Genomic DNA, 16,473 nt, shown 5'->3' on the forward strand with positions numbered 1-16,473 from the left:
GTGACCTTGTCACGGGGCGATTCGGCTCAGAATGGCACACGACTCACGACTCACGACTCACGACTCACGACTCAACGACTCACGACTCACACGCCTTTCATTTCGCCCCTTCCTCCTCGGCGACATGCACCAGGCCATCCATATCGAGGATATTCACCTCGCGGCCGGAAACGGCGATCAGCCCCTGGTTCTGGAAGCGTCCCAGAATGCGGCTGACCGTTTCCACGGCGAGCCCCAGGTAGTTGCCGATGTCCGCCCGCGGCATCGACAGGCGAAAGCTGAAGGGCGAATAGCCGCGCCGGCGGAAGCGTTCCGATAGCCCGATGAAGAAGCTGGCCAGGCGCTGGTCGGCGGTCTTGCGCGACAACAGGCGCATCATGCGCCGGTCATCACGTAATTCCTTGCTCATGCTGCGGTAGAGCTGCGTGCGCAGCTCCGGTAGCGATTCCGAGAGCGCATCGAGACGGTCGAAGGGGATCTCGCAGACGGTGGTGGTTTCCAGGGCGATCACCGCGCCGGGATAGCGGTCACTATCGATACCATCCAGTCCGACCAGCTCGCTGGGCAGGTAGAAGTTGGTCAACTGATCCTCGCTGCCTTCGGTGGTCACCTGCTTGAGGCTTCCCGAGCGCACCGCGTAGACGCTGTTGAACGGGCTGTTCTGGCGGAACAGTGCCTCGCCTTTCTTGAGTGGCGCACGTCGGCGGATGATGGCATCGAACTGCTGCATGTCCTGGACCTCCAGCGCCAGGGGCAGGCATAGCGAGCTCAGGCTGCAGGTCTGGCAATGGGTCTCGTGCAACAGGGAGCGCCGTTGCTGGGCCAGGACATCAGGCATGACCAATCCTCCATGAAAAATAGCATAACGCTAGTATGGAGGAATCAGCACAAAGGGCATAGCCGTGCACCAAAGGCAGTGGCAGTCCAATGGTGTTGAGTACAGCTCAGCTGTGAGTCAAGCCTAGCCGCGTGACGAGGGTGGCGTATTGCGCCAGGTCAAGCCGGCGCTCCTCAGCCGTGCGTCATGGCCGGCAGCACGCGCCACAATTGCCACAGCGCGAAGGCGATGATCGAAAGCGCCGCCAGGGTCCGGGTGGTACGGTGCCGAATCAAGTCTCCCAGTTGGCGGGCCGCCAGCCCAGTGACCAGTAGCGCGGGAAGCGTGCCGAGCCCGAAGGCGGCCATCAGGACGGCGCCATGAAGCGGGTCGGCCACCGCCAGGCTCCATGCCAGCATCGAGTAGACCAGCCCGCAGGGCAGCCAGCCCCATACCGCGCCCAGGGCCAGTGCCTGGGGGATCTTGATCACCGGCATCAGGCGGCGGCCCAGCGGTTCCAGGTGACGCCAGAGGCGCCTGCCGACGGCTTCCACTGCCAGAAGCCCCTTCCACCAGTTGGCGATGTACAGCGCCATCAGAATCAGCATCACTGCGGCGAGGACTTGCAGCACCAGGCGGGCGAGGGGGGTGATGGCGATCAGCGTGCCGAGCGCTGCCACCAGGGCACCGGCGACCATGTAGCTGGCGATGCGCCCCAGGTTGTAGCCGAGCAGAAGTCCCGACAGCCGTGCCGGTGAGCGCATGCTGGGGGGAACGGCAAAGGTCAGCGCGCTCATGATGCCACCGCACATGCCAATGCAGTGGGCGCCGCCCAGCAGCCCGAAGACGAAGGCCGCCAGCATGGGTGGCAGGCCAAGGCCGGTGGGATCCATCAGCGCGGCGTCTCGTCCTGATCCGCGCCCGTGGCGTCGTCTTGGGTGCCCTGGCGCCGGCGTTCACGCTCCGCCTCGGTCAGGTCGTTGTCATCCTCATCGAACAGGATACGGTGGGCGGGGCCCTCGAGGTCCTCGAACTGGTCATGCTTCACCGCCCAGAAGAATGCCCACACGGCCAGACCAAGGAGGATCAGCGAGAGAGGAATCAGCAGGTAGAGAATGCTCATGCGTTCACCTGTCGGGAGGCCATGCGAACTCCTGCATGTGGCGGGGCGAGCTTGAACCGGTTGAGTCTCAGGGCATTGCCGACCACCACCAGCGAACTCGCCGACATGCCGATGGCGGCGAGCCACGGCGGTACGATGCCGATGGCGGCGAGCGGCATGGCCGAGGCGTTGTAGCACACCGACCACAGCATGTTCTGCCGCATGACCCGTCTGGTGGCGCGCGAGATCTCGATGGCCTCGACGATACGGATCAGCCGCGGGCTGAGCAAGACGGCATCGGCGCGGGTCAGCGCCAGGTCGGTGGCGCCGTTCATGGCGATCGCCACGTCGGCGCCGGCCAGCACCGGCACATCGTTGATGCCGTCGCCGACCATGGCGACCTTCTCACCCGCGGCCTGGCGCTCGCGAATCCGCGCCAGCTTGTCCTCGGGGCTGGCGCTCGCCTGCCAGGTGTCGATCCCCAGCCGCTCGGCCAGTGCACCCACGGCCGACGGAGTGTCGCCGGAGAGCAGTTCCACCTCCAGGCCCAGTGCCTTGAGGCCGGCGACAGTGTCGGCGGCGTCCTCACGAACATGATCCTGCAAGGCGAACCACGCGCGTGGCTCGCCCTCTTCGGCAAGCAGCAGCCACTGCCCATCGTCGGGGGCTTCCACGCCCGCTTGCGGGGCGGCGAAAGAGGGCTTGCCGAGCCGCCAGCGTCTTCCGTCGATGCTGCCGGAGAGCCCTTGGCCAGCCTGGCTGGCAAGCGCACTTGCCGCCTGAGTGTACTCACGGAAGGGATGGAAGGCCCTGGCGATGGGATGTTCCGAATGCGCCTCGAGGGCGGCGGCCACAACGCGTGCCCGCTCGGCGGAAAGCTCACCGAGTGGTCGGGTCTCGACCAGGCTCATGCGGCCAGTGGTCAGCGTGCCAGTCTTGTCGAGAATCACCCGGTCAAGCTGGGAAAGTGCCTCGATGGCGTCGGCACGAGTGATCAGCACGCCGCGTCTGCGCAGCTGCCCATGGCCGGCGGTCAGTGCCGTTGGGGTAGCCAGCGCCAGGGCGCAGGGGCAGGTCACCACCAGCACCGAGAGTGTCACCCATAGCACCCGCGAGGGGTCGATGAACCACCAGGCGATCGCCACACCGGCGCTCACCATCAGCAGGCGTAGCACGAACAGGTGCGCCATGCGCTCCGCCATCCGAGCAATCCGCGGGCGACTGGCGAAGGCGCGGTCGGTGAGGTCGACAATGCCGGCGACGCGAGCATCACGCCCGGCGTGTGTGACCCTCACCACCAGTGGGCTTTCGATGTTCTGGCTACCGCCGTTGACGGTGTCACCCACCCGCCGGGTCACCGGCAGGTATTCGCCGGTCAGCATCGATTCGTCGAGGCTCGATTCACCGTCTTCGATCACGCCGTCGGCCGGCACGCCATGGCCGGGTTTGACCAGTACCCGGTCGCCTACCGTCAGGGCGTTTGCCGGCAGTATCCTTTCGGCGCCAGCATCGTCTAGTCGTGTCGCCGAAAGCGGCAGGGCACCCGTCAGGGCGTTGCCGGTATGCCCGCTGCGGCGCCTCGCGCGAGCTTCCACATAACGCCCGAACAGCAGGAAGAAGGTGAACATCGCCACGGAGTCGAAATAGATCTCGCCAAGCCCGGTGATCACCGCATAACCGCTGGCGAGGTAGGCGCCGCCGATGGCGATCGATACTGGCACGTCCATGCCCAGCACCCGCGTGCGCAGGTCGCGCAGGGCACCGGCGAAGAACGGCTGGGCCGAGAAAACCACTACCGGGGTGGCCAGGGCGAAGGAGAGCCAGTGGAACAGCGCCAGGAAGTCTTCGCTGATCTCTCCGGGGCCGGACATGTAGATCGGGATCGAGAACATCATCACCTGGGCCATGCCCACCGCGGCGATGATCAGCCGGCGCACGCCCATGCGCTCCTCGTGCTGCAGCCGGGCCTGTGCGGCATCCGGCTCGTAGGGCTGGGCCTGATAGCCGATCGACGCCATCTCGGCAAGTATCCGCGAAAGCGCGATCTCGGCGGGATTCCAACTGACGCGAACTCGGTGATGGGAGAGGTTCACGGCGCTGGCGGCAACCCCGGCAAGCGCATTCAGGCGGTGCTCGATCAACCAGGCGCAGGCCGCGCAGGTGATGCCATCCACGGCAAGCGTGGCATGGACCGCGTCGCCTTCGGCCTCGGGGTGCACGAACTCCCGCTGCAGGGCGGGATCATCGAATACCGCCCAGGTCTCGGCCTTGACCGCCTGGCGATCGTCGGGGCGCTCGGGTAGTTCGGTGCGATAGCGGTAGTAACTGGCAAGGCCCCCTTCGACGATGGCGTGGGCCACCGCCTCGCAGCCAGGGCAACAGAGCGGGTGGCGCCGCTCGTCCAGGCGGATCGACCAGGGGGCGCCGGCCGGCACCTGGCTGCCGCAGTGATAGCAGTCCGTGACCGGCGGCGTGGTGGCATCGGGGCTCATTGGCACGTTGGGTAGGCGCCGCTCACGCGTCATCCGAGGTGGCGGCGCGGCCCGGGGTCAGCGTGATATGGCTCTCGGTAGGGAAGCGCGCCTCGCCGACCAGTCGCCACTCGGGCGATGCGCTGTCGGGTTCGAGCTGCAGGTACCAGCGGTAGCGCAGGTTGTCCGGCGCCTGGCCGAGATAGCGGCCATCGCGCACGTGAGTAAGTGTCAGTGCCATGTCGCGGTCATCCTCGGTGGGGAAGATAAGCTTCAGGATCAGCCGCTCCGGGCGTGCCTCGCCTTCCAGGTCGAGCACCAGGTCACTGGTCAACGGGTCGAGTCGCAGTTGTCCACTGATGCCATGGTCAGCGGCGGTGCGCTGCTTGGCCAGCACCATGTTGATGGCCTTGCCGTGTTCGTAGTAATCCTCTTGCGCCATGCCATCGAACGTGCGGACGGAAAGCACGGCGAAGGTGGTGCTGACACTGATCGCCATCGCCAGCAAGCCGATAAGGAACCAGGGCCAGAACTGCTTGTACCAGGGGGTTACGGGGTGGGACATGTCATCTCCGGGTCTGTCCGATGAACCGCGTTTCACGCGTCAGGCCGATATCGTCGTCGTCGATGGCCTGCAGACGCAGCTCGATGGTATGGCTGGGCATATCGATCTGTTCAGGGTCGACGGTGATCTCGACCACTCTGCTGCGCGCGGCGCCCGCGGGCACCTCGATGCGGTCGGTGTCGAGCGTCATGCCCGCAAGGCCCGAGGCATCCAGCCGATAGACGTGGTGGGTATCGTCGCGGTTGCGCACGGTTAGTGTGTAGACATTGCTCAGGCGTCCTTCGCGGGTCAACTGGTATAGGGCATTGCGGTCCCGCTCAATTTCGAAGTCCAGTGGCATGCGATCGGCGATGAACCAGGCGAACACGCCGATCATCACCACCAGCGCGGCCAGGTAGCCGAGCAGGCGCGGCCGCAGGATATGGGTGGGCTTGCCCTCCAGGGCATTCTCGGTGGTATAGCGGATCAGCCCGCGCGGATAGCCCATCTTGTCCATCACGCTGTCACAGGCGTCGATGCAGGCCGCACAGGTGATGCATTCATACTGCAGGCCGTCGCGGATGTCGATGCCGGTAGGGCAGACCTGCACGCATAGATCGCAATCGATGCAGTCACCCAGGCCCTGGGCACGCACGTCATCATGCGAGAGCGCCTTCCTGCGAGGGCCGCGCGGTTCGCCACGGGCGGTATCGTAGGAGACGATCAAGGTATCGCGGTCGAACATCACGCCCTGAAAGCGTGCGTAGGGGCACATGTAGATGCATACCTGCTCGCGCAGCCAGCCGGCATTCAGGTAAGTGAAGACCAGGAAGAAGCCTACCCAGAAATATGACCAGCCATGGGCTTCGAGCGTCGGCAGGTCGACCACCAGCTGGCGGATCGGCGTGAAGTAGCCAACGAAGGTAACGCCAGTCGCCAGGGCAATGATCAGCCACACAGCATGCTTGGCGGACTTGCGTGCCAGCTTGTCGCGGTCCATCGCCTGGCGGTCGAGCTTGATACGCCGATGGCGAGGTCCCTCGATACGGTGCTCGACCCAGATGAACAGGAAGGTCCATACGCTTTGCGGACAGGTATAGCCACACCATACCCGCCCAGCGAACACGGTGATGAAGAACAGCCCGAAGGCGCAGATGATCAACAGCCAGGATAGCAGGATGAATTCCTGAGGATAGAAGGTGGCCGAGAAGATATGGAATTCGCGGCCCGGCAGGTCGAACCATATCGCCGGGCGATCACCCCACTGCCACCAGGGCAGCAGGAAGAACGCCAGCATCAACAGCCAGTTCGATCCACGCCTCAGACGCTGGAACAGCCCCTTGATCTCACGCACGTAAAGATGTCGGCGCTTGGCATACATCTCCTGCTGCACGGCACCGTTGGCCGGATGATGGCCAACCGGATCCGGGGTGACGTCACGGGTCGGAATCTTGTCGCTCATGTCAGGCTCGCGGCAGGCGGAGGAGGGGGGCATGGCCTACGCACATATTGTATCGACGGCGTTCTGCCACGAGAAAGGGTGCGACTCGGCGCCGCACCCTTTCCCGGTCACGCTAGTGGCGTCTTGCCTCGCGACGTTCAGTCGTCGAGGCGCAGGCTGTAGATGTAGGCGGCCACCAGGTGCACTCGTTCCTCTCCAATATAGGCCGCCTGGGCGGGCATGTGGCCGTTGCGACCATTGCGCAGCGTCTGGCGAACCGAATCGGCGACACTCTGGCCCGGCGCCTGATAGAGCCAGATGTCGTTGGTCAGGTTGGGCGCGCCCAGGGCCTGGTTGCCGGTGCCTTCCGCCGTGTGGCAAGCGGCACACACCGAGCCGTACACCGCGGCACCCTGCTCGGCACGCTCGGCGTCGTGGTCGAGACCCGACAGAGACAGCACGTGCTGGGTGACGTTTTCGATGTTCTCCTCGCCCAACTGCTGCCAGGAAGGCATCAGGCCGTTACGTCCCTGGTTCAGAGAGGTGAGGATGTTTTCCGGCTCGCCACCATACAGCCAGTCGTCGTCGGTCAGGTTGGGAAAGCCATAACCGCCCTGGGCGTTGGCCCCATGACACACCGCACAGTTGTTCTGGTAGATGCGCTCGGCAACCTGCATCGCCTCGCTGTCCTCGGCGAGCTCGGGGATCGGTACTTCCTGGTACTGGGCAAAGATGGGAGTGAAGCGCTCTTCGGCCTGGGCGACCTCTTCCTCCCACTGACTCTCCTGGCTCCAGCCAAGCACGCCGCTGAAGTTACCCAGTCCCGGGTAGAGCACCAGATAACCCAGCGCGAAGATCACGGTGGCGACATAGAGCTGAAACCACCAGCGTGGCAGGGGATTGTCGTACTCCTCGATACCATCGGCGGCGTGCCCGGTGGTGTCCACGTTGCCCTGTTCATCGGGGATCTTGTCGGTCTTGCGGTTGGCATAGAGCAGCCAGAAGGCAAGGCCGATAGAGCCCAGCGTGACGATGATGATCCAGGCGCTCCAGAAGCTGGAAAGGGAGTCACCCCAGAGATTATTCATGTGTTCCTGTCTCCCTTGTTCTTGCGGGAATCCACGTGTCGGGAATCGCCCTCGCTCTTAGGCTGCTGCGGCGAGTGGTGTGCATCACGGTTCAGCTCATCTTCGTCGGCGAACGGCAGGTTGGCCGCCTCGTCGAAGTCCGGCTTGCGCCGCCTGGAGTAGGCCCACACGGTAATGCCGATGAAAGCCAGGATCAGAAGCCCGGTGATGATGCCTCGAAAGGTCCCGGTATCCATGATCAGCGGGTTCCCTCGAGCACGGTGCCCAGTTGCTGCAGGTAGGCGATCAATGCGGTGATCTCCTGCTCGCCACGCACCTCGCGGGTCGCGCCGGCGATGTCTTCCTCGGTGTATGGCACGCCCAGTGCACGCAGGGCCTGCATCTTGCGTGGGGTGGATTCACCATCGAGGGTGCGCTCGAAGAGCCAAGGGTAGGCCGGCATGATCGACTCGGGTACCACGTCCCGCGGGTTGTACATGTGCGCGCGGTGCCAGTCATCGCTGTAGCGACCACCGACGCGGGCAAGGTCCGGGCCGGTGCGCTTGGAACCCCACAGGAAGTTGTGGTCGTAGACCGACTCGCCGGCCACGCTGTAGTGGCCGTAGCGTTCGGTTTCGGCGCGGAACGGGCGAATCATCTGGGAGTGACAGCCAACGCAGCCCTCTCGACGGTAGATGTCTCGCCCCTCGAGTTCCAGGGCAGTGAGTGGGCGCAGCCCCTCGACGGGTTCCGTAGTCTGCTTCTGGAAGAACAGTGGCACGACCTCGGCTAGCCCGCCGAAACTGATGATCACCAGGATCAGCACTGCAAGCAGGCCCACGTTCTTTTCGACGATCTCGTGTCTCATTGGTGTTTCGTTCCCTGTTTGGCTCAGGCGGTCTGCGGAAGCGGCTGACGGGCACCTTCACCACGCCGTACGGTCATGAAGACGTTGTAGGCCATGATCAGCATGCCCAGTACCCAGCACAGGCCGCCAATCAGGCGCACGATGTAGCCTGGCCCGCTGGCCTCGACGGACTCGATGAAGGTGTACATCAAGGTGCCATCGTCATTGATGGCGCGCCACATAAGGCCCTGCAGGATGCCATTCACCCACATCGCGGCGATGTAGAGCACGGTACCGATGGTGGCCAGCCAGAAGTGCACGGCGATCAGGTTCACCGAATACATCTCGTTGCGGCCGAACAGGCGCGGAATCAGGTGGTACATGGAGCCGATGGTGATCATCGCCACCCAGCCCAGGGCGCCTGCATGAACGTGTCCGATGGTCCAGTCAGTGTAGTGGGACAGTGCGTTGACGGTTTTTACCGCCATCATCGGCCCTTCGAAGGTCGACATGCCGTAGAATGACAGGGCAACCACCAGGAAGCGCAGGGTAGGGTCGGTGCGCAGCTTATGCCAGGCGCCCGACAGGGTCATCATGCCGTTGATCATGCCGCCCCAGGAGGGGGCCAGCAGGATGATCGACATGACCATGCCCAGAGACTGCGCCCAGTTGGGCAGTGCGGTGTAATGCAGGTGATGGGGGCCGGCCCACATGTATACCATGATCAGTGACCAGAAGTGGACGATCGACAGGCGGTAGGAGTACACCGGGCGCTCAGCCTGCTTCGGCACGAAGTAATACATCATGCCGAGGAAGCCCGCGGTCAGGAAGAAACCGACCGCGTTGTGGCCGTACCACCACTGCACCATGGCATCGATGGCACCGGAGTAGATGGAGATGGAGTACATGGCGGACACCGGGATCGCCGCGTTGTTGACGATGTGCAGCACGGCAACGGTCAGGATGAACGCCGCGAAGAACCAGTTCGCCACGTAGATGTGAGGCGTCTTGCGTTGCTTGACCGTCATCAGGAAGACGATGGCATAGCTGACCCATACGACCGCGATCAGGATATTGATCGGCCACTCCAGCTCGGCGTACTCCTTGGTGGTGGTGTAGCCCAGCGGCAGGCTCACCACGGCGGAGATGATGACCGCCTGCCAGCCCCAGAAAGTGAACGCCGCCAGTTTGTCGGAGAACAGGCGCGTCTGGCAGGTGCGTTGTACGACGTAATAGGAGGTGGCGAAGAGTGCCGAACCACCAAAGGCGAAGATCACGGCATTGGTATGCAGCGGGCGAAGGCGCCCGAAGCTGGTCCAGGGCAATCCGAGGTTCAGTTCCGGCCATACCAGTTGTGCGGCTAGGACGACACCGAGGGTCATGCCCACGATGCCCCACACCACTGTCATGATCGCGAACTGCCGAACTACCTTGTAGTTGTAGGTCGGGTGTTCTAATGCTGTGCTCATGTCAGGTTCCCATCGAACGCGGTAGTCGGGTTGCTCCGTGGCATTCTGCCCCAGTGCGCCTCCCGCTGTGATGATGCAGGTCATAATCCCGCGAGGATTCTAGCGCAGCGTGCCCACAACCTGAACATACCATAGCCATCATTCACCAGATTAATGAACTCGAAGGGAGAGGCGAGTGTCGGAATTCTTTTGTCCGATCGAGGAGCGCGTGACCACGACGGAGCTTCCCGAGCGGCTGTTGTCGGGGCTTGCCGGTGGTGTGTTGGTCAAGGGTCACGGCGCGCTCGAGATTCTTGGAGAGCCACGTCATGGGCGCCTGCTGATGGCGCATGGTGCGGGAGCCGGGCAGGATTCCGCCTTCCTGAAACGTGTGCGCGTGGCACTGGCGAACAAGGGGGTGCAGACACTGGCCATCGAGTTCGATTACATGCGGCAGATGCGTCGCGAGGCTCGTCGCAGGCCACCCCCGCGCATCGATCGACTGGTCGACGAACTGTCGCGTTGGTGCGACCTTGTGACGCACAATGACTTGTCTGCACCGTGGCTCGGTGGCAAGTCGATGGGCGCACGGGCAGCAAGCCTGCTGGCGGCTCGAGATCAGGCAGCCGGACTGGTGTTGCTCGGCTACCCCTTCCACCCTTCGGCGAAGCCGGATGCGTTGAGGCTTTCGCACTGGCCGTTGCTTGCCTGTCCCACTCTGGTGGTGCAGGGGAGTCGGGACCCCTTCGGCAGCCGTGAGGAGCTTGCCAGCTATGATCTCTGGGGTGCCAGTGTTCACATTCTGGAAGATGGTGACCATGACTGGAAGCCGCGGCGTGCCTCGGGGCGTCGTCAGGATGAGCTGATCGACGAAGGCGCGGCGGTGGTCGCGGCCTTCATGAGTGAGGCAAAAACGCGTTGACTTTGACTTTGGCCCCTGTAGAATGCAGCGCCACGTGACCGGGGGTGGTTAGCTCAGTTGGGAGAGCACCAGCCTTACAAGCTGGGGGTCACAGGTTCGAACCCTGTACCACCCACCACTGCCTCGTGCAGTGCCCGAATACGTAGGAAGCACGCAGCGGACCGGTAGTTCAGTTGGTTAGAATGCCGGCCTGTCACGCCGGAGGTCGCGGGTTCGAGTCCCGTCCGGTCCGCCAACGTGGTTTCAATAGTGGTATTCCAGGAAAGTGGTTTTTTCCGGAAAGCAGTATTTCTGGAAAGTGTATTGCAAGAAAGTGTATTGCAAGCGTCATCTTGTGGACCGGTAGTTCAGTTGGTTAGAATGCCGGCCTGTCACGCCGGAGGTCGCGGGTTCGAGTCCCGTCCGGTCCGCCACGATGTCCAGGCAAGCACGGCAGCAGTGCAGCACTAGTGTAAGTAGTTTTGAAGAAGCAGTTCACGTGGGTGATTAGCTCAGTTGGTTAGAGCACCAGCCTCACATGCTGGGGGTCACTGGTTCGAATCCGGTATCACCCACCACGCGGACCGGTAGTTCAGTTGGTTAGAATGCCGGCCTGTCACGCCGGAGGTCGCGGGTTCGAGTCCCGTCCGGTCCGCCATCTGCATAACGAATTTCGACCCCGATGTCCTATGGACATCGGGGTTTTCGTGTGCGGCAACCTTTGCGTATCTCGCCAGGCTGTCATACAGTTGTTTGAATTCCGGCCTGGTGCCGAGATCCCCGATTCCCGCGAGGAGCTAGCCGTGACCCCCTATCCCCACCTGTTCCGCCCCCTCGAGGTAGGCCAGCTGACGCTGCCGAACCGCATCCTGATGGGGTCAATGCATACTAACCTCGAGGAGCTGCCGGGTGGCTTCGAGCGCCTGGCGGCCTTCTATGCCGAGCGTGCACGGGAGGGGGTAGGCCTGATCGTTACCGGCGGTATAGCGCCGAATGCCGAGGGCGCGCTCTTCCAGGGCGCGACGACCCTGGAGCGGGCCGAGCAGGTGGCTGATCATCTGGGGGTGGTTGAGGCCGTGCACCGCGAAGGTGGGCGAATCTGCCTGCAGATCCTGCATGCCGGGCGCTATGCGTACACCCCGGAACTGGTGGCTCCCTCGGCGATTCAGGCGCCAATCAATCCCTTCAAGCCACGGCAACTCGACGCTGAAGCCATCGAAAAGCAGATCGACGATTACGTGCGCTGTGCGACCCTGGCCAAGGAAGCGGGGTATGACGGCATCGAGCTGATGGGCTCGGAAGGCTATTTGATCAACCAGTTCGTCTGTCGTCGCACCAACCATCGTGAGGATCGCTGGGGTGGAAGCTTCGACAACCGCATCCGTTTTCCCGTGGAGATCATGCGCCGGGTGAGGGCCGCGGTGGGGGATGATTTCCTGGTGATCTTCCGCTTGTCGATGATCGATCTGGTGGAGGATGGCAGCACCCACGATGAGGTCGTTGCACTCGGTCGAGCCATCGAATCGGCAGGGGCCGACATGATCAACACCGGGATCGGCTGGCACGAGGCGCGGGTGCCGACCATCGTCACCAGCGTGCCACGCGCCGCCTTCACCGAGGTGACGCGCCAGGTCAGGGAGGCGCTGTCGATCCCGTTGATCACCACCAATCGCATCAACATGCCAGAAGTGGCCGAGCAGGTACTGGCCGAAGGCCATGCCGACATGGTCTCCATGGCGCGCCCATTCCTGGCCGACCCGGCCTGGGTGACCAAGGCGGCGGAGGGTCGCGGGGACGAGATCAATACCTGCATCGCCTGCAACCAGGCCTGTCTCGACCACACCTTCCAGGGCAAGGTGACCTCGTGCCTGGTCAATCCACGTGCCGGCCATGAGACGGAGCTTGTCATCGCCCCCAGCGACTCTCCGCGCGATATCGCCGTAGTCGGTGGTGGACCGGCCGGCATGGCGGCCGCGCTCACCGCGGCCAGCCGTGGCCACCGGGTGACGCTGTTCGAGCGCGATCACCAATTGGGTGGTCAGTTCAACTACGCGCGAAAGATCCCCGGCAAGGAGGAGTTCGACGAGACGCTGCGTTACTACCGGGTGATGCTGCAAAAGCATGCGGTGACGCTGCGGCTGGGTGTCGAGGCAACGCCTCATCAGTTGCGTGGCTTCGATGCGGTGGTGCTGGCCACTGGCGTCCGGCCACGCCGCCTGGACATGCCGGGCATCGAGCATCCGAAAGTGGTGAGCTACACCACGGCGATCACCCATCCCGAACGGGTAGGCAGGCGCGTGGCGATCATTGGCGCCGGCGGCATCGGCTTCGATGTGGCCGAACTGCTGACCCATGTCGGCCACCCCGCCCAGGTGATCGAGGCGTGGTGCGATGAGTGGGGGGTGGATCTTGCCGTGAATGAGGCAGGTGGACTCAAGGCCCCAAGCCGCCCTGAAACGCCGCGCGAGGTCTATCTCCTGCAACGCAAGAGCTCGAAGCCTGGCAAGGGGCTTGGCAAATCCACCGGTTGGGTACATCGCGCCTCGCTCAAGCACCGGGGTGTCGAGGCGCTGGCCGGCTGCGAGTACCTGGGCATCGACGCTGACGGGCTGCACCTGCGTGTCGCCGGTGAGCCGCGCCTGCTCGAGGTCGATACCGTCGTCGTCTGTGCCGGCCAAGAGGCGGTGCAGGAACTGCTCGCCCCGCTCCAGTCCGAGGGCCTTGAGGTGCACGTTATCGGTGGCGCCTTCGAGCCGGCGGAGCTGGATGCCAAGCGCGCCATCGACCAGGGGACGCGGGTGGCGGCGAGCCTGTGATGGCGATGTGCGTTCAATCCTCTTCGAGAGAGACCGACATGGCGCCGGACAACACCAGGGCGATCAAGTCGGCCTGACGGTGAGTGTCGGTCTTCTGGAACAGGTTGCGAAGGTGGAACGCCACGGTGGTGGCGGCGATCGATAGTTGTGCGGCGATATCCTCGCTGCGTTTTCCCTCGGCTAGCGCCAGAGCGATGCGTGCTTCGGTGGGCGTCAGCCCGAACAGGTTGGCCAGCACCTGCTGGGGCAGACGGGCGCGTTGTTCGGGGTCGGCCAACAGGATGACCGCGGCTGGCTCACTCGGGTCCGAGCCTTGGGCTTTTGGCAAGGAACAGGCAAGTACCAGCAGGTCGCGACGCTCTCCGGGGCGTGCCAGGCGCAGGCAGGAGACCGTCTCCTCACCGGCTTGACTGGCTTTCAGGGCAGTCCGAAGCGTGCCGCGAAGCTCGCGTGCGCGATCCCCGCCAAATGCTGTCAGCGTTCTCTCCAGTCGCAAGCCATTGGCCTGGCAGATCAGTTGCCTGGCCTGGCGATTGGCGAACAGTGCATGACCATTCTCATCGATGAGCACCAGGCCGGGGGAGACCAGGTCCAGAGCACGAAGGGTAGACTCAAAGCCCTGGCGAGAGGCCTTGCGGCGAAGCTCATTCATGGCCTGGCGCAGGGTGTCAAACTCGCGGTTGGTCTGCTCGCGTATCCGTCTGACTTGGCGCAGGCGTGCTTCCACGGTGGCGAGCATCAGGTCGTAGTCGATCGGTTTGGACAGGTAGTCATCGGCGCCTAGCCGCTTGCCGTCGATGACGTCTCGAGAATCCGACAACGCGGTCAGAAACACGAAGGGCATGTCCGCAAGGCTCGGGTAGTCATCCCGCAGCGTCTCGAGAACCTGGTAACCATTGCGCCCTGGCATGTTGATGTCGCAAAGGATCAGGTCAGGGGGTGCTGCCAGGTTGTCGATCTGCTCGAGAGCCTCATCACCGTCCGCCGCCTCGATGACGGCATAGCCGGCTTCCCTGAGTTCATCACAGATATCGAGACGCAGCTCGCCATGGTCCTCGGCGCAGAGTACCAAGGGCCTTGCATCAGTTGGTGGCTTGATGATCGACATGCTCATGCCTCCCTCTCATGCCGGGCAGAGTCAAAGTAAAGGTAGTGCCTTCGCCATGCTGTGAACGAACCTCCAGATCACCATGCTGGAGGCGCGACAGGTGCCTTGCGATGTTGAGCCCCAGGCCGATACCCGACGTGTTGGTCACATGGCGGGAGCGAAAGTAGCGTTCGAACAGCCGCGGCAGCTCATCCGCCGGGATTCCCATGCCGCGATCCGCTACGCTGCAGACCACGCGACCCTGGCCATCGACATCCAGGCCAACGGTGATCTCTGTGTCCGGTGGAGAATACTTGATGGCATTGGACAGCAGATTGGCCAGCACCTGCTCGACGAGTGAGCGGTCGCACCAGGCCAGAATACTGGGGGCCGAGGCGTGCACCTCGATGCGCCGCTGTGCGCTTGCTTCCTCCTGCAAGTGGCAGGCAACCTTCGTCAGGGCGACCAGGTCACAGGCTTCGGGGCGTGCTTCTACCTTGCCACCGTCCAGTCTCGCGGTGGCAAGGGAGCTCTCCAGGAGGCGTGTCATCTGGGCGATCGCCTCTCTCATGCGCTGGTAGCGCGTGTGACGCTGTTCCTGGGTCATCGTCTCGCCGCGTCGCAGTAGCCTCTGCAAGCCGGAATCGATGATCGCCAGGGGCGTTCTGAACTGATGGGAGACCATGGCGGCGAAACTACGGTAGAAATCGCTGGCTTGCTTTTCCTGCTCGAGAGAGCGCTCGAGGCGTTGCGTCTCGAGGCGGTCTCGCAGAGAGGCCAGCAGGAGAATGGCGAGCAAACAGCCGCTGAGTGTGATGCCCATCACCGAGGCAATGGCCTGCACCAGGCTGTCGCGATGCTTGTCGAGCCGAGCCCCAGTGGACTCCCATTCTTCCACCATCACCGCGTTGGCAATCCGGTTGAGTTCCCTGAGCAGCGGTTCGGACTCCGCATGGATGTCGTCAGCGGCGTCAGTGGCGCCCGGTTCGACGTCACCCAGCCTGGCCTCGATGGCCTCCAGACGCTGGAAGGCCATCGACAACTCGCCACCGAAGCCGAGAGCTTCCATATAGCGCCGTTGCGGGCCTTCATCCAATAACGTCAGGCGACTGACCAGCACATCGAAGCGCAGCGTCGGCTGGACATCGCTGTCACCCAGTACCCGTCGATGGACCGCCTCATCGAGTCGGTGACTGGCCACCTGCGCCTGAGTGACCACCCACAGCATGTTTTCGCTGACATTGCTGCGCATTTCCTGTTCGACCTGAAACAAGCGGGTCAGCGCGAAGGTCAGGAAGACCGCAAAGGCCAGGATGGCGAGGGCCGGTATGGCCTGCACGGGACGCCGTCGAGGCCATGGCATCACTGGATCTCGAGGTGATTGAGCTGCCAGACCCAACGGTAGTCGTAACGGATATCCTGCAGCTTGGCATGATCATCCCGCGGGTAGACGATCCACAGCGGACCCTTGTCGCGAACGGTCAGGCGATCGCCATCCATGGTATCCGCCAGCAAGACGTCGAAGGTGTGGAAGTCGGCCATGGGGATGTCGATCTCGTAGTCATTGAGCGCCGAGGCGATGGCACGCTGGCCATCGGCACCCACCCACTCGAGCAGGTCGCGCAGCATGAATCCCTCGAAATGGTTGATGCCGTCGGTGACCACGGTGGAGGTGGCAAGCGTCCTCCTGGGCAGCCTTTCGAGCATGGCTCGGTCGAAGTGCGCCTCGTCACCCACGTTGGTTCGCTCGATGTTGCCGCTGATGCGCAGTAGCGGGCTTTCCTGAGGTTCCGCCAACGGGTCGGCACGGGCGATGACAGAAAGCATGATGATTGTCGCGAGAGTCAGGCTGAGTGTTGTCGTGCGGATGGCCTGCATGGCGGACCCCTCTCCGGTCGGATGTCCCTGGTTACCTTAGTCTACGCAGCGTCA

15 protein-coding genes and 5 tRNA genes are annotated in these 16,473 nt (G+C 63.4%); 7 read left to right on the forward strand and 13 right to left on the reverse strand.

Going from position 1 to position 16,473, the window contains the following annotated elements:
* Positions 1 to 97: 97 nt before the first annotated feature.
* From fnr to ccoN, 10 genes are all read right to left on the reverse strand, one after another.
* Positions 98 to 838: a fumarate/nitrate reduction transcriptional regulator Fnr gene (gene fnr / locus C6V82_RS00825; RefSeq protein ID WP_102588433.1), complete on the reverse strand. Its 741-nt coding sequence runs from the start codon at positions 836 to 838 to the stop codon at positions 98 to 100.
* Positions 839 to 1,011: 173 nt separating this feature from the next.
* Positions 1,012 to 1,710: a sulfite exporter TauE/SafE family protein gene (locus C6V82_RS00830; protein ID WP_102588432.1), complete on the reverse strand. Its 699-nt coding sequence runs from the start codon at positions 1,708 to 1,710 to the stop codon at positions 1,012 to 1,014.
* The gene (gene ccoS / locus C6V82_RS00835; protein WP_102588431.1) at positions 1,710 to 1,940 is read right to left on the reverse strand and encodes a cbb3-type cytochrome oxidase assembly protein CcoS; all 231 of its coding nucleotides are present in this window, start codon (positions 1,938 to 1,940) and stop codon (positions 1,710 to 1,712) included. The genes C6V82_RS00830 and ccoS overlap by 1 nt, the downstream gene beginning before the upstream one ends.
* Positions 1,937 to 4,411: a heavy metal translocating P-type ATPase gene (locus C6V82_RS00840; RefSeq protein ID WP_102588430.1), complete on the reverse strand. Its 2,475-nt coding sequence runs from the start codon at positions 4,409 to 4,411 to the stop codon at positions 1,937 to 1,939. The genes ccoS and C6V82_RS00840 overlap by 4 nt, the downstream gene beginning before the upstream one ends.
* 22 nt (positions 4,412 to 4,433) lie before the next feature.
* Entirely contained in the window at positions 4,434 to 4,955 is a 522-nt protein-coding gene (locus C6V82_RS00845) for a FixH family protein (RefSeq protein ID WP_102588429.1), read from the reverse strand.
* Position 4,956: 1 nt separating this feature from the next.
* Positions 4,957 to 6,396, reverse strand: a complete 1,440-nt coding sequence (gene ccoG / locus C6V82_RS00850; RefSeq protein ID WP_229843080.1) for a cytochrome c oxidase accessory protein CcoG — start codon at positions 6,394 to 6,396, stop codon at positions 4,957 to 4,959.
* Positions 6,397 to 6,533: 137 nt separating this feature from the next.
* Positions 6,534 to 7,463: a cytochrome-c oxidase, cbb3-type subunit III gene (gene ccoP, locus C6V82_RS00855; protein ID WP_102588428.1), complete on the reverse strand. Its 930-nt coding sequence runs from the start codon at positions 7,461 to 7,463 to the stop codon at positions 6,534 to 6,536.
* Positions 7,460 to 7,699, reverse strand: coding sequence for a cbb3-type cytochrome oxidase subunit 3 (locus tag C6V82_RS00860; RefSeq protein ID WP_102588427.1), 240 nt, complete (start codon positions 7,697 to 7,699; stop codon positions 7,460 to 7,462). Before C6V82_RS00860 ends, ccoP begins: the two co-directional genes overlap by 4 nt.
* A gap of 2 nt (positions 7,700 to 7,701) precedes the next feature.
* Positions 7,702 to 8,310 carry a cytochrome-c oxidase, cbb3-type subunit II gene (gene ccoO / locus C6V82_RS00865; protein ID WP_102588426.1) on the reverse strand — a complete coding sequence of 203 codons (609 nt, stop codon included), beginning with the start codon at positions 8,308 to 8,310 and terminating at the stop codon, positions 7,702 to 7,704.
* Between the two features lie 23 nt (positions 8,311 to 8,333).
* Positions 8,334 to 9,758, reverse strand: a complete 1,425-nt coding sequence (ccoN, locus tag C6V82_RS00870; protein ID WP_102588425.1) for a cytochrome-c oxidase, cbb3-type subunit I — start codon at positions 9,756 to 9,758, stop codon at positions 8,334 to 8,336.
* A 175-nt stretch (positions 9,759 to 9,933) separates the two neighbouring features.
* On the opposite strand from ccoN, the gene C6V82_RS00875 reads away from it, so the two are divergent.
* From C6V82_RS00875 to C6V82_RS00905, 7 genes are all read left to right on the forward strand, one after another.
* The gene (locus C6V82_RS00875; RefSeq protein WP_229843079.1) at positions 9,934 to 10,659 is read left to right on the forward strand and encodes an alpha/beta family hydrolase; all 726 of its coding nucleotides are present in this window, start codon (positions 9,934 to 9,936) and stop codon (positions 10,657 to 10,659) included.
* Positions 10,660 to 10,701: 42 nt separating this feature from the next.
* A tRNA-Val gene (locus tag C6V82_RS00880) sits at positions 10,702 to 10,777 on the forward strand.
* Between the two features lie 40 nt (positions 10,778 to 10,817).
* Positions 10,818 to 10,894 (forward strand) — tRNA-Asp (locus C6V82_RS00885).
* 101 nt (positions 10,895 to 10,995) lie between these two features.
* Positions 10,996 to 11,072 (forward strand) — tRNA-Asp (locus tag C6V82_RS00890).
* Between the two features lie 67 nt (positions 11,073 to 11,139).
* Positions 11,140 to 11,216, forward strand: a tRNA-Val gene (locus C6V82_RS00895).
* Between the two features lie 3 nt (positions 11,217 to 11,219).
* Positions 11,220 to 11,296, forward strand: a tRNA-Asp gene (locus C6V82_RS00900).
* 145 nt (positions 11,297 to 11,441) lie between these two features.
* Positions 11,442 to 13,454, forward strand: coding sequence for an FAD-dependent oxidoreductase (locus C6V82_RS00905; protein ID WP_180978288.1), 2,013 nt, complete (start codon positions 11,442 to 11,444; stop codon positions 13,452 to 13,454).
* Positions 13,455 to 13,467: 13 nt separating this feature from the next.
* On the opposite strand, the gene C6V82_RS00910 is transcribed toward C6V82_RS00905, so the two are convergent.
* From C6V82_RS00910 to C6V82_RS00920, 3 genes are read right to left on the reverse strand one after another with little or no spacing between them, the layout of a single operon-like run.
* Complete coding sequence (locus C6V82_RS00910; protein WP_219724516.1) at positions 13,468 to 14,568, reverse strand: response regulator; 1,101 nt, start codon at positions 14,566 to 14,568, stop codon at positions 13,468 to 13,470.
* A complete protein-coding gene (locus C6V82_RS00915; protein WP_180978287.1) occupies positions 14,537 to 15,904 on the reverse strand; it encodes a sensor histidine kinase in 1,368 nt (455 codons plus the stop codon). The genes C6V82_RS00910 and C6V82_RS00915 overlap by 32 nt, the downstream gene beginning before the upstream one ends.
* Positions 15,904 to 16,368 carry a putative pterin-binding protein gene (locus C6V82_RS00920; RefSeq protein WP_180978286.1) on the reverse strand — a complete coding sequence of 155 codons (465 nt, stop codon included), beginning with the start codon at positions 16,366 to 16,368 and terminating at the stop codon, positions 15,904 to 15,906. The genes C6V82_RS00915 and C6V82_RS00920 overlap by 1 nt, the downstream gene beginning before the upstream one ends.
* Between the last annotated feature and the right edge of the window lie 105 nt (positions 16,369 to 16,473).

The organism is Halomonas urumqiensis (assembly GCF_003028575.1).
GTDB lineage: Bacteria > Pseudomonadota > Gammaproteobacteria > Pseudomonadales > Halomonadaceae > Halomonas > Halomonas urumqiensis.